Genomic DNA, 18,506 nt, shown 5'->3' with positions numbered 1-18,506 from the left:
GCCGGTCCGTCCGAACGGACCGGCCCCCGCCGTGCGTTGGACGGGCAATCCACCGCTGCGGCGCGATCGCCTCGAAGGTGAGGGGCGTCACAGAAGCGCCGTCACAGAAGAGGCATGGCGGGGGCGCATCTCACGCCTCCGCCACCGATCCCTCCGCGTCCAAGGCATCCAGGGCCTCCAGGGCTTCCAGGACGTCTTCCGGAAGGAACCCGGGCAGCCACTCCTCCAGTTCCTCGCGCAGCCGAACCGTCGCGCCGAGCTGGCACAGCACGCCGATCGTGCTCAGCGTCACCCGGTGTATCAGCAGATAGGCCGGGGGAAGGTTGAGCTGCTTGCCCAGTTGATGGGCGGGGGAGCGGGGGTCGGCGATCCGGGCCGCCTGGCTGCGCATCCAGCCACGGGTGAACGTGAACTCCTCCACCGCGGCCGGCTCGATGATCGGCAGGAGGTAGTCGAGGACCGCGTCGGGATCCAGCGCTATGGAGTCCTTGACGAAACCCTCCGTACAAAGGAGGTCATAGACCGACTCCGCGTCACCGTCCAGGGTCATGCGCAGGGATCGGCCGATCGGATCCGGCAGGCCGCCCGCGAGCCGGTCCACCGTGCCGAAGTCCAGGACGCCCAGGCGCCAGTCGTCCTCGCCGTCCGGTCCGCCGGGCAGGAGGCGGAAGTTGCCGGGGTGCGGGTCGGCGTGCAGCAGGCCGGTGCGGGCGGGGCCGGAGAAGAGGAAACGGGAGAGCAGTTGCCCTGCGCGGTCGCGCTGTTCGGGAGTGCCGTCCGAGATCACCTCGGACATGGGCACGCCGTCCATCCACTCGGTGATCAGTACCTGGTCGCACTGGTGGACCACCGCCGGGACCACCACGTCGGGATCGTCGGCGAACTCCTCCGCGTGGGCCTGCTGGGCCTGCGCCTCCAGGCTGTAGTCGAGCTCCTCGGAGACCCGGTCCCGCAGCTCGGAGATCAGTGGTTTGACGTCCATGCCCGGGATGAGCGGGCCCAACAGGCGGGCGAAGCGGCTTAGTTGGTTCAGGTCGGACAGCAGGGCCTCGCCGGCCCCGGGGTACTGGACCTTGACCGCGACCTCCCGGCCGTCGTGCCACACCGCTCGGTGCACCTGGCCGATCGAGGCCGCCGCGGCCGGCTTGTCGTCGAACTCGAGGAAGAGCTCGGGCCAGTCCTCGCCGAGGCGGTCCGCGAGCACGGAGTGCATCGTGAGGGTCGGCATCGGCGGCGCGGCGTCCTGCAGTTTGGTGAGGGCCGCGCGGTAGGGGCCGGCGACCTCCTCGGGGAGGGCCGACTCGAAGACGGACAGGGCCTGCCCGAACTTCATCGCACCCCCCTTCAGCTCGCCCAGCACCTTGAAGAGCTGCTCGGCGGTGCGCTGCTGCAACTCGCGGCCGACGATCTCCGCGGACTCGCCCACGATCCGCTTGCCCAGTCCCCAGGTCGCCCGCCCGGCGAAGCCGAGCGGTAGCGCGGCGAGCTTGGCGGTTCGGGTAACCGCCTTCCGGGGAAGATCAGACATGCGCCCTCCAGGTGCCAGCCAGCCGCGCCGTGTCCGTCGTACGGCGTAACTCCGTCGAATGCCGTTGCTCTGCCATTGTCGCGTGCGATGCCTCGTCCTCGGGTGTGTGTTCCCGCTTACCTTTCTCCGCGGCCCCGCACGGGCATGCGGAATGGGGTGGTACCGGACACGCGCGCCACTGGAGGGCGGGGACGGAGACCTCCCAGCGGGCGCCCGCGCTCGACGGGGTCCGGCCGTCGAGGAAGGTGAGCGCGTGGGCGGCCGCCAGGCCGGCGACCGTCGTGGCCAGCGTCAGATCGCAGGCGCGTACCGCGCGCTTCCTCCCGGAGTGCCACTGGGCGACCAGTCGCGGCCAGGCCGGGTCCCGGTCGGTGCGCGCCTCCTGCAGACAACCGGCGCAGCCCGTCTCCCCCGGCAGCACGAGGGGCCCGACGATGCCCGTACCCTCCACGACCCCGGTATAGAGGTGCGGTGTGCCCGAGGCGATGAGGGGCTCCGCCGCCGAAGGGGCGGGCGCGTGCACGGACACGTCGTCCCGTGGGGCGAGGATCACCAGGGCGTAGCCGGGGGTGTCCGGCTCGGCCGGTGACCTGGTGTTCCTGCGGGGCGGGCGGTCCGGGGCGGCCCGGCGCACCGCGCGGCGGGCCGCCTCGGACCGACGCTCGCCGACCGCCTCGGCGGGCAGGCCGCCCGGCGCGACGTCCTCCGGCTCCACCAGGCCGCCGTCCTGCACGGTCACCTCGCCGATCCCCGCCCCCGACAGCAGCGCCGCCAGCACCACGCCGACCCGGCCCGCGCCGCGCACCTGGACCCGCAGCCGGCGACGGGCGGTCAGGCGCTCGATCGCGTCGCCCGGTTCCGACGTGCCCAGAGACAGCGCGGCGAGGTCGGGGCGCAGCCGGTCCAGGACCTCCTTCTTCTCCCGCAGGGCCGTGGCCTCCGGCCCGCCGCCGCGCGCGTCGTCGAGCAGCCCGGCCCGCGCCAGCCGCGCCACCAGCCGGTCGACGTGGCCGTCGGGCAGGTCCATGCGGCGGCCCTCCTCGCGCAGCAGCGGAAGCCCGCGGGTGCCGTCCAGCAGGTCGAGGAAACTGCCCGTCGCCAGGTCCACCGGGCCGAGCGTCAGCGCGTGCGCCGGAGTCATTCCGAACTGCACGGTGTTGAGGTCACGCCAGCCGCGCCGCAGCGCGGGCTTCATCATCGGATGCATCAAAGGCCCCCGTACGCCCGTATGCCTGGAAACTCCCCGTCACGTCGGCGGAGCGGAGGCGTGGGCCGTCCTTGCTCCATGCCCGTCGCTGCGCCGACGAGTGCCAGCATGCCCGGACCCGCTCGAGCGTGCGGAAAGTTGTCCACAGGCGCGGGCATTCGTCGTACAAATCCGTCGTACGAGGCAAACGTCACCGGAGAGATCGGAAGCGAACCGCCCCGGAGTCGGGACTTCCCCCAGGTGCAGCGGGTAACGTCGGGGCGTGCCCGCCGACCCCCTGCACCGCGCCGGAAAGCCACAGCGCAGCATGACGAGCCAGCCGCCGAGCGGCTCGGGGGCGAGCGCGATCGAGGTCCGCAGAAGCGCCCGTCGACGTCGGACGGTCTCCGCGTACCGCGAGGGCGATCGCACCATCGTGCTCATCCCTGCCCGGATGTCCGAGGCGGAGGAGCAACGCTGGGTGACCGTCATGCTCGACAGACTCGCCGCCCAGGAGAGCCGGCGGGTGCCCGGCGACGCCGAGTTGGCCGAGCGCGCCGAGCGGCTGTCGGCCCAGTGCTTCGGAGGCCGGGCCCGGCCCACCTCGGTCCGTTGGGTGACCAACCAGAACACCCGATGGGGCTCGTGCACCCCCGCCGAGGGCAGCATCCGGCTGTCGCACCGCCTCAAGGGCATGCCCGAGTACGTCATCGACTACGTCCTCGCCCACGAGCTCGCGCATCTGCTCGTGCCCGGCCACGGCCCCGACTTCTGGCGGCTGCTGGAGGCGTACCCGCGCACCGAGCGCGCCCGCGGCTACCTGGAGGGTGTCGTCGCGGCCGAACGGCTGCCCCACCCGCCCGACGCGCGCGGGGAGTGACCTGCGGCGCGCGCGGAGTGAAGCCGTCCGACAGCGCGTGACGCGGGTTGTGTACCGGGTCTGTACCGACATCGTGCGTTGTCCGACTTTGCCGTTAGCCTGACGCGACGCACTCACACATCGGGATGGGGGACGGTCGTTACGCATGCCCAGGGAATTCCAACGCGGCCACAAGGCCAGGATCAGTGACCTCACCGCGGGCACCGATCTGTACGTAGGCGTGCAGATCGCCGGTCCCGGCCTGACCTTCGACATCAGTTGCTTCGGCCTCGACGCCGACGAGCGGCTCTCGGACGACAGGTACTTCGTCTTCTTCAACCAGCCGAAGTCGCCGGAGGAGTCCATCCAGCTCCTGGGTGCCCAGGCGGGCGACACGGAGTCCTTCCGCATCACCCTCGACCGGATCCCGCCGCAGATCCACAAGCTGTCGTTCACGGCGACCCTCGACGGCGCCGGGCAGATGTCGCAGATCGGCCCCGGCTACCTGCGCATCGTCGCGGGCGGCGAGGAAGTGGCCCGCTACGCGTTCAGCGGATCGGAGTTCACCACCGAGCGGGCCGTGATGCTGGGCGACTTCTACCTGAAGGACGTGTGGCGGTTCGCGGCCGTCGGACAGGGCTTCGACGGCGGCCTGGAGGCGCTGCTGAAGAACTTCGGCGGCGAGGTCGCCGAGGAGGAGGCCCCCGCGGCCCCGCAGCAGCCGCAGGCCGGCGCCGCCGCTCCCGGCTTCGCCCCGCCCGCCTTCGGCGCGCCGTCCGCACCGGCCCCGGCCCCCGTTCCGGCCCCCGCACCGCAGCCGCAGCCCGCCGCACAGGGCTTCGCGCCCCCGCCCGGCGCGACCCCGCCGCCCGCCCCGGCGCCCGCGCCCTCAATGCACGCCGCGCCGACCATCGTCGCGCCCCTGACCGTGCCCGGCGGCGGCCAGGTCCCGCCCCCCGCCCCGGCACCGGCCCCCTACGGACAGCCGCACCAGCAGCAGCCGTACGGCCAGGGCCACGCGCCGGCCGCGTCCATGCCGCCCGGCTACGGCCAGCAGCCCCACGCCCCGCAGCCGCCGCCCGGTTACGGTCAGCAGCCGCCGTTCGGGCAGGTCCCGGGCCAGCAGGCCTACGGCGTCCCGCAGGGCGCGCCCCAGGGCGGCGCCGGGGTGGCCGCCGCGCTCCAGCAGTTCAAGGAGACGCCCACCGGGCAGCGCTGGACGCAGCAGAACAAGAAGCTGATCCGCGTGGACCTCGGCATGGGCGGCCAGCCCGTGCTCGCCCGGCAGGGCAGCATGGTGCTCTACCAGGGCAAGGTCGACTTCAGCTACAAGGGCGCCGGGTTCGCCGGCCGGATCGTCGGCAACGCGACCGGGCAGGAGATGCAGCTCATGCGCTGCACCGGCCAGGGACAGGTGTTCCTCGCTGACAACTCCACCCACCTGCACCCCGTCGAGCTCCAGGGCGACGCGATCTGCGTCTCCGCCGAGAACGTCCTCGCCTTCGACGAGAGCCTCCAGTACGAGGTCCGCCGCATCGAAGGCCACGGCATCCCCGGGGGCGCGCTGTTCACCATGCAGTTCCAGGGCACCGGCACGATCGTCGTGAAGACGCACGGCACGCCCGTCGTCCTGCCCGTCACGCCCACCACGTTCGCCGACTGCAACGCCGTCGTCGCCTGGTCGGCCGCCTCCCAGGTGGTCGTCTCCAGCCAGGTGCGGATGCGCCGCAACGCCTACCCCGGCGACACCGGCGAGAGCGTCAACCTCCAGTTCCGGGGCGCCCCCGGCAACTTCATCGTCGTCCAGCCGTACGAGGTCTGAGGGAGCCCGTCATGAACCAGCCGCTCGCGGGCTATGCCCCCGCACCCGTCACCGCGCGCATGGAGAACCACGGCAACCACATGCTGAAGGTCGCCATGCAGACCGGGAACGACCTCTTCGCGCGCGTGGGCTCGATGGTCGCCTACGAGGGCTTCGTCCAGTACGAGCCCAACCCGCCGGCCGTGCGCCAGATCGCGCGCGACTGGATGACCGGCGAGGGCGCGCCCCTCATGAAGTGCACCGGTGACGGCCTGCTCTACCTCGCCGACTACGGCGCCAACGTCGTCGTGATCAACCTCAACGGCGACGGCATCTCCGTCAACGCCACCAACCTGCTCGCCTTCGACGCGCACCTCACCTGGGGCGTCGAGCGCGTCAAGGGGCTCGCGAAGTTCGCCGGCCAGGGCCTGTGGAACACCAAGATCTCCGGGCAGGGCTGGGTCGCGCTGACCTCCCGGGGCAAGCCGATCGTCGTCGACTGCGGCGGCGGTGAGGACGAGACCTACGTCGACCCCGACGCGCTCGTCGCCTGGTCGCCGAACCTCAAGGTCAAGGGCAAGCGCAGCTTCAAGGCGCAGTCGCTCATCGGCCGGGGCAGCGGCGAGGCCTTCCAGATGGCCTTCTCCGGCCAGGGCATCGTCGTCGTCCAGCCAAGCGAGGACAGCACGGACCGCCTTCGGGTCCGGGGCTGAGGGGGAGCCAGAACGCCATGCAGAGCTCACTTTTCGCGCACAACGACTCGCAGACCCAGGAACGCTGGAGCCTGCAGAACAAGCAGATGCTCCGCGTCACCCTGGAGGGCCACGACGACATCCTCGCCCGCAAGGGCACGATGGTCGCCTACCAGGGCCTGATGGAGTTCGACGCCGAGTACCAGAACAACCAGCAGGGACGCGCGCGTGCGCACACCGGCGAGGGACTGGACCTCATGCGCTGCCACGGGCAGGGCACCGTCTACCTCGCCAACCTCGCCCAGCACGTCCACGTGATGGAGGTCGAGCAGGACGGGCTGACCGTGGACAGCAGCTACGTGCTGGCCATGGACTCCTCGCTGCACCACGAGGTCATCGCCGTCGACAGCCTCTACGGCATCTCCGGCTCCGGGAAGTACCAGCTCAACATCACCGGCCGCGGCAAGGTCGCCCTGATGACCTCGGGCGCGCCCCTGATGATGCAGGTCACGCCCGACAAGTACGTCAACTGCGACGCCGACGCGATCGTCGCCTGGTCCACCGGGCTGCGGGTGCAGATGCAGGCCCAGACGCACTCCTCCGGGGTGTGGCGGCGGCGCGGCAACACCGGCGAGGGCTGGGAGCTCAGCTTCATGGGCAGCGGCTACGCGCTCGTCCAGCCCAGTGAGCTGCTGCCGCCGCAGAACGCCCAGATCGGCTCCGGTCTGGCCGCCCAGTACGGCATGGGCCAGCAGGGGGTGCGCGGGCAGAACCAGGGCAACGTCTGGAGCTGACCGTCCGGAAAACAAACGTAAGGGGCGGCCGCCCAGAGGTCGCCCCTTACCTGTTCCGGCTCACAGCCGCGCGCGGGTCGCCTCCAGCAGCCGTACGACCGACTCGTCGGCGACCTTCGCCACCTCGGCGTACGGGAACCAGCGCAGGTCCAGGGACTCGTCGCTGATGGCCTCCACGGCCCCGGCCGGCGCGAGCGCCGCGTACTGCACGTCGTAGTGCCAGGCGCACGGCGTGTGATGCCGGTCCAGGCGGACCGGGCCGCCGGGGAGCAGCGACAGGCCCGGGACGCCCGACTCCTCGGTCCCCTCCCGCAGGGCGGCGGCCGCCAGCGTCGCGTCGACCGGCTCGCAGTGGCCGCCCATCTGCAGCCACATGCGCAGCTTCTTGTGGAGCGTGAGCAGCACGCGCCCGTGCTCCGGGTCGATCACCAGCGCGCTCGCCGTGACGTGCCCGGCCCCGCAGGCCTTCCACATGCCGTCCGGATGCGCCCCGAGATGGTCCAGGTAGGTCTGGCGCAGCTCTTCCTGGCCCTCGTACCCCTTCAGGACGAGGACCGTGTCGTCGTACAGGCTCACTCGGTGTCGTCGCCCTTGGAGTCGGTCCCGTCGGCCTTGTCGGTCGCGTCGCCGTCCTTCTTCAGGTTCGGCTTCTCCTCGAAGCCGCCGCTCGCCGCCTCGCCGAGCATCTTGTCCAGCTCGGAGAAGTCCATGTGCTCGCGGTGCACGAAGCCGTCCGGATCGTCCAGGTCGGAGGCCGTGGGCAGCATGTCCGGGTGGGCCCACAAGGCGTCCCGGCCGTCGACCCCGCGCGCGTCCGTCAGCGAGGCCCACAGGCGGGACGCGTCGCGCAGGCGGCGCGGGCGCAGCTCCAGACCGATCAGCGTCGCGAACGTCTGCTCCGCCGGACCGCCCGTCGCGCGGCGCCGGCGCAGCGTCTCGCGCAGGGCGTCCGCGGACGTCAGGCGGGGCTTCGCGGCCGCGTGCACCACCGCGTCCACCCAGCCCTCGACGAGCGCCAGAGCCGTCTCCAGACGGGCCAGGGCGGCCTTCTGCTCCGGGGTGTCCTCCGGCTGGAACATGCCCTGCTGCAGCGCGTCCTGCAACTGCTCCGGGTTCTGCGGGTCGAACTGACCGACCACGTCCTCCAGCTTGGCCGTGTCGACCTTGATCCCGCGCGCGTAGCCCTCGACCGCGCCGAACAGGTGCGAGCGCAGCCACGGCACGTGCGCGAACAGGCGCTGGTGGGCGGCCTCGCGCAGCGCGAGGTACAGCCGCACCTCGTCCTTCGCCACGCCCAGGTCCTTGCCGAACGCCTCGATGTTCACCGGCAGCAGCGCGGCACGCCCGGCCGGGCCGAGCGGCAGGCCGATGTCGGTCGAGCCGACGACCTCGCCCGCGAGCACGCCCACGGCCTGCCCGATCTGCGAGCCGAACATCGCGCCGCCCATGGAGCGCATCATGCCGATCAGCGGGCCGGCCATGGCCTGCATCTCCTCCGGCAGGACATCGCCCATCGCCGCGCCGACGCGCTCGGCGACCGGGTCGACGAGCTCCTTCCACGCGGGCAGGGTCGCCTCGACCCACTCCGCGCGGGACCACGCCACGGCCGAGCCGGCACCGGACGGCAGGGATGTCGCGTCGTCCAGCCACAGGTCGGCCAGGCGGACGGCGTCCTCGACCGCGGTGCGGTCGGAGGGGCCGACGCTCGCGTCCTTCGTGCCGTCGGAGGTGCCCTGGGAGACCGTTTGGCGGGCGATCTGCTTGGCCATGTCCCAGTTCACCGGGCCGCCCTCGTAGGAGAGCATCTGGCCGAGCTGCTGGAACGCGGCCCCCAGGTCGTTGGGGTTCAGCGAGCCGAACATCGCGGCGAGCGGATTGTCGGCGCCCGGACCGCCCGGGACGCCGAAGCCTCCGGCACCGGGCAGCCCGCCGAAACCGAACGGGTTGGCCGGTCCCTGACCACCGCCGCTCTGCGGGTCCTTCTTCTTGCCTTCGTCGCCGTCTTCCGGCTCCTCCGGCGGAAGGCCGAATCCGAATGGGGTGTCACTCACGGGGTTCCTCGGCTGGTAAGGCCACCGGTTATCGGCCGGCGGCGACTGCCCTGCAACACCACCCAGCGTAGACACCCCGGCTCGATCGGGCCTCGGTGCTTCGCCGACTCCTGGCCTGCGGCAGGATGGATGCCACTGGTACGTACGCGTCACTCGCGCCCGTATGCCAAGACAACCGCTGGAGACACCTGGTGAGTTCCCCAGATCCGCAGGTTCGCGCAGCGCGAAACCAATCAACCCCGGGCGGCGGGCGTGGGCCCGTGGTCGCCGTGACGGGCGCCGCCACCGGGGTCGGCGCGCTGCTCGCCGAGCGGCTCGCCGCGTCCGAGGAGGTCAAGCAGGTCGTCGCCATCGACGAGCGGCGGGGCGAGTGCGACGCGGCGCAGTGGCACATCCTCGACGTCCGCGACCCGGCGATCGCCGAGAAGCTGCGCGGCGCGGACGTCGTCGTCCACCTCGCGCTCGACCTCGACCTGGGGAGTGACGCCGCCGCCCGGACGGCCTACAACGTGCGCGGTACGCAGACCGTGCTCACGGCTGCCGCGGCGGCCGGGGTGCACCGCGTCGTGCTGTGCACCTCCGCGATGGTCTACGGAGCGCTGGAGGACAACGAGCTGCCGCTCGCGGAGGACGCCGAGCTGCGCGCGACGGCGGAGGCGACCGGCGTCGGCGACCTCCTGGAGATCGAACGGCTCGCCCGGCGCGCGCCCCGGGCGCATCCGGGGCTCAACGTCACCGTGGTGCGGCCCGCGGTGCTGGTCGGAGGCACGGACACGGCGCTCACGCGGTACTTCGAGTCGCCGCGGCTGCTGGTCGTCGCCGGGTCGCGGCCGGCCTGGCAGTTCTGCCACGTCGAGGACCTGGTGAACGCCCTGGAGTACGCCGTCCTGGAGAAGGTCGACGGGGAACTCGCCGTCGGCTGCGACGGCTGGCTGGAGCAGGAGGAGGTCGAGGAGCTCAGCGGGATCCGGCGGATGGAGCTGCCGTCGGCGGTCGCGCTGGGCGCTGCCGCGCGGTTGCACCGGATCGGGCTGACGCCGTCCCCGGCGGGCGACCTGGCGTACACGATGTACCCCTGGGTGGTGAGCGGGAGCCGGCTGCACGACGCGGGGTGGCGGCCGCAGTGGACCAACGAGGAGGTGCTCGCGGAGCTGCTGGCGGAGGTGTCCGGGCGGCACACGGTCGTCGGGCGGCGGCTGGGGCGGAAGGACGCGACGGCTGCGGGGGCTGCGGGGGCGACGGTCGCTCTGCTGGGTGCGGCCGCTGTGGTGCGGCGGGCTCGGAAGGCTCGGCGGCGGTGAGCTTGGGGGTGCGGGTCGTGGGGCGGGGTTTTCTCGCCCCCGCCCCACGACCCGTTCCCATCCCTGGGGGCTGCGCCCATCCCTGGGGGCTGCGTTCATCCCTGGGGGCTGCGCCCCCGGACCCGCTGTCGGCCCCTAATAGGGCCTCGTCCTTAAGCGCCGGACGGGCCGAAAGATACTCTGGGGGTATGGCAGTCATCCACGAACATCCCGGTGAGCAGGCCGCGCGGGAGCCCATCAAGCTGATCGGTGTTCGGGACACCCCGCTCTCCCTGGACGAGGTCTTCAAGGCCGTCGGGGACGACGCGGCCGGTGGGACGGCGTTGTTCGTGGGGACCGTGCGCAATCACGACGGGGGCGCCGACGTCGACGCGCTCGGGTACTCCTGCCATCCCAGTGCCGAGGCGGAGATGCGGCGGATCGCGGAGAAGGTCGTCGCCGAGTACCCGGTGCGGGCGCTGGCCGCGGTGCACCGGGTCGGCGATCTCAGGGTCGGTGACCTGGCCGTCGTCGTCGCCGTGTCGTGTCCGCACCGCGGGGAGGCCTTCGAGGCCTGCCGGAAGCTGATCGACGACCTCAAGCACGAAGTGCCCATCTGGAAGCACCAGAAGTTCTCCGACGGCACCGAGGAGTGGGTCGGGGCCTGCTGAGTCCGCCACGCCCCGCGACCACCCGTCCGGTTGCGTAACCGGGCCCCTGCCGTGAGCGTTGTCCCTGCGGATGGTTAATCTGCTGATCAGTCGGTTGTGGTGGTTCGTAGGGGTTGGGAGGTCGGCATGGCGGCGCTCGCCTGGCTGTTGATTCCGCTGGTCGCCGCGATCGGTGCCGGGGTGTGGGGCGGGTGGGCCAACCGGACCCGCAAGGCCCGCAGCGACGGCCCCGAACTGGACGGATACGCCCGCTTCCGGGCGGCCATGGAGAAGCCCCACTCGCGTACGTGACCCGGTCGGCAGCCCTGACGGTGCGCCGACAGAAGCGTCACGTACTGTCGAGTCATGCCACGCCGCACCGCGACGATGCTCGCCTCCACCCTGATGCTGATCGCGCTCCTGTGCGCGGGAGTACTCATCCCCGTGCCGTACGCGGAGATGTCCCCGGGGCCGACGGTGAACACGCTCGGCGACCACGACGGCGAGCCCGTGCTGCAGATCGCCGGGCGCAGGACCTACGCGACCAGCGGCCACCTGAACATGACGACCGTGCGCGTGACCAGCGCCGACTACCGGATGAACCTCGTCGAGGCCGTCTACGGGTGGCTCGCGCACGACAACAAGGTCGTGCCGCACGACACGCTGTACCCGGACGGCAAGACCGAGGAGCAGTCCACCCAGGAGAACGCCGAGGAGTTCAGCCAGTCCCAGGAGAGCGCCAAGGTCGCCGCCCTGAAGGAGCTGGACATCCCGGTGACGTCCTGGGTGATCGTCTCCACCGTCGTGAAGGGGTCCCCGGCGGAGGGCAGGCTGCACGCCGGTGACGTGATCAAGGCCGTGGACGGCACCGTGGTGAAGGAGCCGGGCGACGTCGCGAAGCTGGTGACCAAGCACAAGGCGGGCGAGAAGGTCGTCTTCCGCATCATCCCCGCGAAGGAGCAGGCGGCCGCCGACAAGGCGCACAAGACGGCGACGAAGACCCAGGACGTCACCATCACCACCGCCAGCTCCGACGACACCGGTACGAAGCGGGCCATCGTCGGGATCTCGGCCGGGACCGACCACACCTTCCCGTTCACCATCGACATCAAGCTCGCCGACGTCGGCGGGCCCAGCGCCGGTCTGATGTTCTCGCTCGGCATCTACGACAAGCTCACCCCCGGCAACCTCACCGGCGGCAAGTTCGTCGCCGGCACCGGGACCATCGACGACGCCGGCAAGGTCGGGCCGATCGGCGGCATCGAGCTGAAGACCGTCGGCGCGCGCAGCCAGGGTGCCCAGTACTTCCTGACGCCCGCCGACAACTGCGCGGCCGCCGCCAAGGACACCCCCTCGGGGCTCAGGCTCGTCAAGGTGAACACCATCGACGACGCCCTCACCGCCCTCAAGGACATCCGCGGCGGCGACACCGCCGACCTGCCCAAGTGCACGGCCAAGTAGCAGCGGCCGAGCAGTTCCGGAGAGCTACTCCGCGAACGTCGCCGACAGCGCCTCCGCCAGGCCCGGCACCAGGCCCGCGCCCGTGAGGACCTCCGTCGACGCGTCCTTCTCGCGCAGGCGCACGGCCGAGTCGCGGGTGCCGTCGCGCAGGACGCCGACCGTCATCCGCACCTCCTGACGGTCGGGATGGGCCGCGACCCACTTCGTGAGCTTCGCCCCGCTCAGGCCCTGCGGGACCTGGGCCTCGGCGGACGGCGGCAGCATCAGACGCTCCACGGTGAGGGCGCAGCCGACCACCGCGGCGGGCCAGGCGATCGTGGCCAGGAACTCGTCGAGCGGCTTGTCCGTTGGCACTTCGTCCTGCTCGATCGGGGTGAGACCGGTGGTCTCGGGCTCGTCCTGAAGGCCGAGCTGGTTGGCGAGCGACGGTTCCTGAGAGCGCAGCCGAGCGGTGTCTACGAGGGCGAAAAGGCGGGCGGGCTGGTCCCAGCCGAGGCCGGAGGCGTACTCGTCGATCTCGAGTACGGCCCGGGTGAGCGGGCTCGCCGCCATGGGAGTGTTGGACATGGTCACAATCCTCTCTCGTTCCTCGCCGGAATCGGGAACCGAGTAAACCGTGAGTAAGTTGCATAGGTGTGGGCCCGCGATCACGGGGGGCCACGAACGGTCCACGAACACGCGGGCCTGACGGATCAACAGCGACTTTCGAGGTGCGCACCTTGGCTTTCCAGATGCCGGACCGCGGCGGAGGCCCCACGGGGCCGCGGATCAGAGTGGGCCGCCCGTCCCGGCGCGTCCGCACCCTGCTCATGACGCTGGGCGTCCTTGCCGTTCTCGGCATGGCGTTCACCATGTTCGCCGGGTTCTGGACGGACTGGCTCTGGTACCGCTCCGTGAAGTACTCCTCGGTCTTCACCACCACGCTGTGGACCAAGATCGGGCTGTTCTTCGTCTTCGGCCTGCTGATGGCCCTCGCGGTCGGTTTCAACATCTGGCTGGCCCACCGGCTGCGACCGCCGCTGAGCGCGATGTCGGTCGAGCAGCAGAGCCTCGACCGCTACCGCATGGGCATCGCGCCGTACAAGACCTGGCTGCTGCTCGGCATCACCGCCCTGGTCGGCCTCATCGCCGGCGCCTCGGCGGCCGGCCAGTGGCGGACCTGGCTGATGTGGGTCAACGGCGTGTCCTTCGGACAGAAGGACCCGCAGTTCCACCTCGACGTGTCGTTCTTCGCCTTCGACCTGCCCTGGTACCGGTTCCTGCTCGGCTTCGGCTTCGCCGCCACGATCCTCTCCCTGATCGCCGCCGCGCTCACCCACTACCTGTACGGCGGGCTGCGCGTCACCAGCCCGGGCGCGCGCGCCACCGCCGCGGCCACCGGCCACCTGTCGGTGCTGCTGGGCGTCTTCGTCACGCTGAAAGCGGTCGCCTACTGGCTCGACCGTTACGGCCTGGCGGTGAAGTCCAGCGACTTCAAGGCCACGGACAACTGGACCGGCCTGCGGTACGTCGACGCCAACGCCTACCTGCCGGCCAAGACGATCCTGTTCTGCATCGCCGTCATCTGCGCGCTGCTGTTCTTCGCCACCCTGTGGCGGCGCACCTGGCAACTGCCCGTGATCGGCTTCGGCCTGATGGTGCTCTCGGCGATCCTCATCGGCGGGCTGTACCCGGCGATCGTCCAGAAGTTCCAGGTCCAGCCGAACGAGCAGGCCAAGGAAGCCCCGTACGTCGAGAAGAACCTCAAGGCGACGCGCGAGGCGTACGGCATCGACGGCGCGCAGGTCACCGAGTACTCGGGCACCAGCACCACCAAGGACAAGGCGACGCTGCGCGACGACGTCGACGCCACCGCGAGCATCCGCGTCCTGGACCCGAACATCGTCTCCCCGACCTTCCAGCAGCTCCAGCAGATGCGGAAGTACTACGCGTTCCCGACCAACCTGGACGTGGACCGCTACAACGTGAAGGGCACCGACGAGGACACCGTCATCGGTCTGCGCGAGCTGAACCTCGCGGGCGTGGACAAGCAGAACTGGATCAACAACCACTTCCGCTACACCCACGGCTACGGCGTGGTCGCCGCCAAGGGCACCACCTCCGACGCCGAGGGCCGCCCGGTCTTCACCGAGTCCAACCTGCCCTCCGTGGGCGACCTCGGGACGTACGAGCAGCGGGTCTACTACGGGGAGAAGACGACCACGTACTCGATCGTCGGCGGTCCCCAGAAGGAGATCGACTACTCCGACGACGCGGGGGAGAAGACCACCAGCTACACCGGCAAGAGCGGGGTCAACCTCGCCAACCCGGTCAACCGGGCCGCGTACGCGGTGGCGTTCGGCGAGCCGCAGATCCTCTACTCCGGCGCCATCGGCGACGGTTCGCGGATCCTGTACAACCGCACGCCCAAGGAGCGCGTCGAGGCGGTCGCCCCGTGGCTGACCATCGACGGCGACGCCTACCCGGCCGTGGTCGACCACAAGATCCAGTGGATCGTCGACGCGTACACGACGACGAACGGCTACCCGTACGCCTCCCGTACGACCCTCGGTGACACGACGGCCGACTCGCTGACGGCGACGAACGACAACCGCGCGGTGGTGGCCCAGCAGAACCAGGTCAACTACATCCGCAACTCGGTGAAGGCGACCGTCGACGCGTACACGGGCGACGTCAAGCTCTACCAGTGGGACACGAAGGACCCGGTCCTGAAGACCTGGATGAAGGCGTTCCCCGGCACGGTGAAGGCCAAGTCGTCCATCTCGGGCTCGCTGATGGCCCATCTCCGGTACCCGCAGGACCTGTTCAAGGTCCAGCGCGAGCTGCTCACCCGCTACCACGTGAAGGACGCCACGACGTTCCTCAGCGGCAGCGAGGTGTGGCAGGTGCCGGACGACCCGTCCAACAAGTCGGGTGACGCGGTGCCGCCGTACTACCTGAGCATGAAGATGCCCGACCAGAAGGCGCAGGCGTTCTCGCTGACGACGACGTTCACGCCCAACGGGCGGGACAACCTCAGTGCGTTCATGGCGGTCGACTCCGAGGCGGGCACACCCGACTACGGCAAGATCAGAGTGCTGAAACTGCCGACGAGCACGACCGTCGACGGACCCAAACAGGTCCAGAGCCAGTTCAACTCCGAACAGGACATCGCCGAGTCCATCAGGCTCCTGAAGGGCGGCGACTCCGACATCGAGTACGGCAACCTGCTGACGGTGCCGCTCGACGGCGGACTGCTCTATGTGGAGCCGGTCTATGTGCGCGGTGGCGGGCTCAAGTACCCGCTGCTGAAGAAGGTGTTGGTGACCTACGGCGGCAACACCGCCTTCGAGGACACCCTGGACGAGGCCCTCAACAAGGTCTTCGGCGCGGAGAGTACGACCCCGCCGCCGGCCGACGAGGGCACCACCACCCCACCGCCGACGTCGAGCAACCCGACCGTCCGGGAGGCGCTGGCCGACGCCCAGAAGGCGTTCGAGGCCGGCCAGGAGGCGCTGAAGAAGCCCGACTGGGACGCGTACGCCAAGGCGCAGAAGGATCTCGAAGCCGCGCTGACGCGGGCCGAGGAAGCGCAGGCCGAGGCCGACAAGGGCGCCAAGGCCAGCAGCAGTCCGAGCCCGAGCAGTTCGGCGAGTCCGAGCGGCGGGTCCGCGAGCAGTCCTGCCAGTGGCTCCACAAGTGGCTCTGGCGGTAAGGCCAGTGGCAGTCCGAGTCCCAGTCCAAGCAGCGGCTGATCATGTTCGCCCCGCGTCGTGGTACGGTAGTGGAACACGACGCGGGGTGGAGCAGCTCGGTAGCTCGCTGGGCTCATAACCCAGAGGTCGCAGGTTCAAATCCTGTCCCCGCTACTGAAAACGAAGGCCCGGATCCGGAAACGGATCCGGGCCTTCGTGATGTGCGAACGCATGTGCCGACGAGAGTGATGGCCGTGCCGCTGTGGGGAGTTGGGTCGTCTGTGTTTGACTTGTCTCTCTGTGGGCATGTCGACAAAACGCTGAAGTGACCTTACGGGCCGCGGTATACCAGGTGTACCCGGGTTGCGGGTGGTGCGACGATGGACGTTATGGGGGACAAGGCAACTCTGTTCGAGACAGGGCGATTTGTGCAGCCTTCCGGTGAGGAAGCGACCCCGGACGAGAGCCGGGACGAGACGGCGGACGCCGTCGAGACGGGGGAGGCCGTCGAGGAGATGCGCCTGCGGCTCGCGGCGGAAGCCGGCGACGCCGAGGCCATGAGCGTCCTCGGGGCCATGCTGCTGCGCCGCGGCGACCTCGACGGAGCCGAACCCCATCTGCGTGCCGCCACCGGCGAGGGCGACCGGGCCGCCGCCAACAACCTGGGTGTCCTCCTGCATCAGCGCGGCTACCCCGACGAGGCGGCCGGGTGGTGGCGGGTCGCCGCCGTCGCCGGTTCCGCCGCCGCCGCGCACGCGCTGGGCCGTCACTGCCGTGAGTGCGGGGACGAGCCGGCCGCCGAGTACTGGCTGCGCCAGGCCGCCGAGCAGGGGCACGCGCTGGGCGCGTATGCCCTCGCCGACCTGCTGGAGCACCGTGCGGACCCCGGGGCCGAGCAGTGGATGCGGGCCGCCGCCGAGCGGGGGCACCGGGAGGCGGCGTACCGGCTGGCCCGTGCGCTCGATCACAAGGAGTTCGACGAGCAGCAGGAGTACGGGGAGTACAAGGAGCGCAACGAGTACAAGTCGGGTGTGCGGCACAAGGCGCTCGGGGGGTCGCTCGCGGAGGGCGGCGCGAGCGGGCGTGGACATGACAACGGTGTCATTGTGCGGGCGGAGGCCGAGCAGTGGTACCGGCAGGCCGCCGCGCGCGGGCACCGGCGGGCCGCGCTGCACCTCGGGACGATCCTCGAGAAGCGGGGCGAGCTGAAGGAGGCCGGGCGCTGGTACCTGACGTCCGCCAAGGACGGCGAGGCGCGGGCCGCCTGCGCGCTCGGGTTCCTGCTGCGCGACGCCGGCGACACCGAGAACGCCGCCATCTGGTGGCTGCGGGCCGCACAGGACGGCGACGGCAACGCCGCGAACGCGCTGGGCGCGCTGCACGCTGAGCGGGGCCAGACCCAGACCGCCGAGCGGTGGTACCGGGCCGCGATGGACGCCGGTGACGACAACGGCGCGTACAACCTCGCCCTGCTCTGCGCCGAGCAGGGGCGCACCGCGCAGGCCGAGCAGTGGTACCGGCGCGCGGCCTACGCCGGGCACCGGGAGGCGGCCAACGCGCTCGCGATCCTGCTGCTCCAGGGCGGCGACACGGCCGGGGCTGAGCCGTGGTTCTCCAAGGCCGCGGAGGCGGGCAGCGTCGACGCCGCCTTCAACCTCGGGATCCTGTTCGCGGGGCGCGGCGAGGAGGGCGTCGCGCTGCGCTGGTACGAGCGGGCGGCGGCCGCCGGGCACACCGAGGCGGCGCTGCAGGTCGGCATCGCGCGGCTGCGGGACGGGGACGAGCAGGAGGCCGAGCGGCATCTGCGGTGCTCGGCCGGCGGGGGGAGCGCGGAGGCCGCGTACCGGCTGGCGGCCGTGCTCGACGCGCGGCGGCCGCCGCAGCCCGCGCATGAGCTCGGGGAGACCGTGCACGAGAAGACCGAGTGCGAGGAGTGGTACGAGCGGGCAGCGACGCAGGGGCATCGGCGGGCGCAGGTGCGGGTCGGGATGCTGGCCGCTGCGCGGGGGGACGTGGTCGAGGCGGCGCGGTGGTACCGGACGGCCGCGGAGGCCGGGTCGCGCAACGGCGCCTTCAATCTTGGGCTGCTGCTCGCGCGGGAGGGGAGTGAGCCGGAGGCCGCCGTGTGGTGGACGCGGGCGGCTGACGCCGGGCATGGGCGGGCGGCGTTGCGGCTGGCCCTTGTTTACGCGCGTCGGGGGGAGCTGGCGGAGGGGCAGCGGTGGGCGGATCGGGCGGTTTCGCTCGGGCCGCGGGAGGTTGCGGAGCGGGCGGCTCGGTTGCGGGACGCGTTGCGGGAAGAGCTGTCTGCGTGACGCTGCGCTTTGCTTTGGCGGTGAGTTGTGGTTTGTGGGGTGAGGGGGCTCGGGGGCGTTGCAGTCCCGTCTGTCTGGGGGCTGCCGCCCCCAGACCCCCGCTGTCGGCCCTTAGAAGCCGTTGTCTTTCCGGATGTGGTCGTTGAGTTTCCGCTGATCAGGCATGGTGTGGGTATTGCTGCGGGAGAGTTCGGGCGTCTGGTTCGGTCTCGGTG

15 protein-coding genes and 1 tRNA gene are annotated in these 18,506 nt (G+C 71.1%); 11 read left to right on the top strand and 5 right to left on the bottom strand.

The window, feature by feature from the left end; all coding sequences use genetic code 11:
- Positions 1 to 130 precede the first annotated feature (130 nt).
- Both BMZ82_RS28850 and BMZ82_RS28845 read right to left on the bottom strand, forming a co-directional pair.
- Positions 131 to 1,528 carry an ABC1 kinase family protein gene (locus BMZ82_RS28850; RefSeq protein WP_093780336.1) on the bottom strand — a complete coding sequence of 466 codons (1,398 nt, stop codon included), beginning with the start codon at positions 1,526 to 1,528 and terminating at the stop codon, positions 131 to 133.
- Complete coding sequence (locus BMZ82_RS28845) at positions 1,521 to 2,735, bottom strand: TOMM precursor leader peptide-binding protein (RefSeq protein WP_093780335.1); 1,215 nt, start codon at positions 2,733 to 2,735, stop codon at positions 1,521 to 1,523. The genes BMZ82_RS28850 and BMZ82_RS28845 overlap by 8 nt, the downstream gene beginning before the upstream one ends.
- Before the next feature lie 262 nt (positions 2,736 to 2,997).
- Between BMZ82_RS28845 and BMZ82_RS28840 the strand changes: the two genes are divergently transcribed.
- The 4 genes from BMZ82_RS28840 to BMZ82_RS28825 all read left to right on the top strand — a co-directional run bounded on the left by BMZ82_RS28840 (position 2,998) and on the right by BMZ82_RS28825 (position 6,860).
- On the top strand, positions 2,998 to 3,594 hold the full coding sequence (locus tag BMZ82_RS28840; protein ID WP_093780334.1) for a M48 metallopeptidase family protein: 597 nt from the start codon (positions 2,998 to 3,000) through the stop codon (positions 3,592 to 3,594).
- A gap of 145 nt (positions 3,595 to 3,739) precedes the next feature.
- Positions 3,740 to 5,395, top strand: coding sequence for a TerD family protein (locus BMZ82_RS28835; protein WP_093780333.1), 1,656 nt, complete (start codon positions 3,740 to 3,742; stop codon positions 5,393 to 5,395).
- A gap of 11 nt (positions 5,396 to 5,406) precedes the next feature.
- A complete protein-coding gene (locus BMZ82_RS28830) occupies positions 5,407 to 6,087 on the top strand; it encodes an AIM24 family protein (RefSeq protein ID WP_093780332.1) in 681 nt (226 codons plus the stop codon).
- Positions 6,088 to 6,104: 17 nt separating this feature from the next.
- Positions 6,105 to 6,860, top strand: coding sequence for an AIM24 family protein (locus BMZ82_RS28825; RefSeq protein ID WP_093780331.1), 756 nt, complete (start codon positions 6,105 to 6,107; stop codon positions 6,858 to 6,860).
- Between the two features lie 60 nt (positions 6,861 to 6,920).
- Here the strand turns inward: BMZ82_RS28825 and BMZ82_RS28820 are convergent, their stop codons facing one another.
- The gene (locus BMZ82_RS28820) at positions 6,921 to 7,436 is read right to left on the bottom strand and encodes an NUDIX hydrolase (protein WP_093780330.1); all 516 of its coding nucleotides are present in this window, start codon (positions 7,434 to 7,436) and stop codon (positions 6,921 to 6,923) included.
- Positions 7,433 to 8,911 (bottom strand): zinc-dependent metalloprotease, encoded by a 1,479-nt coding sequence (locus tag BMZ82_RS28815; protein WP_093780329.1) that lies wholly within the window; start codon positions 8,909 to 8,911, stop codon positions 7,433 to 7,435. The genes BMZ82_RS28820 and BMZ82_RS28815 overlap by 4 nt, the downstream gene beginning before the upstream one ends.
- Positions 8,912 to 9,102: 191 nt before the next feature.
- Here BMZ82_RS28815 and BMZ82_RS28810 point away from each other — a divergent pair, with 191 nt between their 5' ends.
- The 4 genes from BMZ82_RS28810 (at position 9,103) to BMZ82_RS28800 (ending at position 12,302) form a co-directional block, all read left to right on the top strand.
- Positions 9,103 to 10,212 (top strand): SDR family oxidoreductase, encoded by a 1,110-nt coding sequence (locus BMZ82_RS28810; protein WP_093780328.1) that lies wholly within the window; start codon positions 9,103 to 9,105, stop codon positions 10,210 to 10,212.
- Between the two features lie 188 nt (positions 10,213 to 10,400).
- On the top strand, positions 10,401 to 10,862 hold the full coding sequence (locus tag BMZ82_RS28805) for a molybdenum cofactor biosynthesis protein MoaE (RefSeq protein WP_093780327.1): 462 nt from the start codon (positions 10,401 to 10,403) through the stop codon (positions 10,860 to 10,862).
- A gap of 126 nt (positions 10,863 to 10,988) precedes the next feature.
- Positions 10,989 to 11,153 (top strand): hypothetical protein, encoded by a 165-nt coding sequence (locus BMZ82_RS40940; protein WP_177244702.1) that lies wholly within the window; start codon positions 10,989 to 10,991, stop codon positions 11,151 to 11,153.
- 54 nt (positions 11,154 to 11,207) lie between these two features.
- Complete coding sequence (locus BMZ82_RS28800; protein WP_093780326.1) at positions 11,208 to 12,302, top strand: YlbL family protein; 1,095 nt, start codon at positions 11,208 to 11,210, stop codon at positions 12,300 to 12,302.
- A 24-nt stretch (positions 12,303 to 12,326) separates the two neighbouring features.
- Here the strand turns inward: BMZ82_RS28800 and BMZ82_RS28795 are convergent, their stop codons facing one another.
- Positions 12,327 to 12,869 (bottom strand): PPA1309 family protein, encoded by a 543-nt coding sequence (locus BMZ82_RS28795; protein ID WP_256252164.1) that lies wholly within the window; start codon positions 12,867 to 12,869, stop codon positions 12,327 to 12,329.
- A 164-nt stretch (positions 12,870 to 13,033) separates the two neighbouring features.
- Between BMZ82_RS28795 and BMZ82_RS28790 the strand changes: the two genes are divergently transcribed.
- From BMZ82_RS28790 to BMZ82_RS28780, 3 genes are all read left to right on the top strand, one after another.
- Entirely contained in the window at positions 13,034 to 16,036 is a 3,003-nt protein-coding gene (locus BMZ82_RS28790) for a UPF0182 family membrane protein (RefSeq protein ID WP_093780324.1), read from the top strand.
- Positions 16,037 to 16,076: 40 nt separating this feature from the next.
- Positions 16,077 to 16,150, top strand: a tRNA-Met gene (locus BMZ82_RS28785).
- 206 nt (positions 16,151 to 16,356) lie between these two features.
- Positions 16,357 to 18,291, top strand: a complete 1,935-nt coding sequence (locus BMZ82_RS28780) for a tetratricopeptide repeat protein (RefSeq protein ID WP_093780323.1) — start codon at positions 16,357 to 16,359, stop codon at positions 18,289 to 18,291.
- Positions 18,292 to 18,506 lie beyond the last annotated feature (215 nt).

It is taken from the genome of Streptomyces sp. yr375, assembly GCF_900110755.1.
GTDB lineage: Bacteria > Actinomycetota > Actinomycetes > Streptomycetales > Streptomycetaceae > Streptomyces.
Note: the sequence above shows the minus strand (reverse complement) of the source record. Positions and strands in the feature narration are given on the sequence as shown.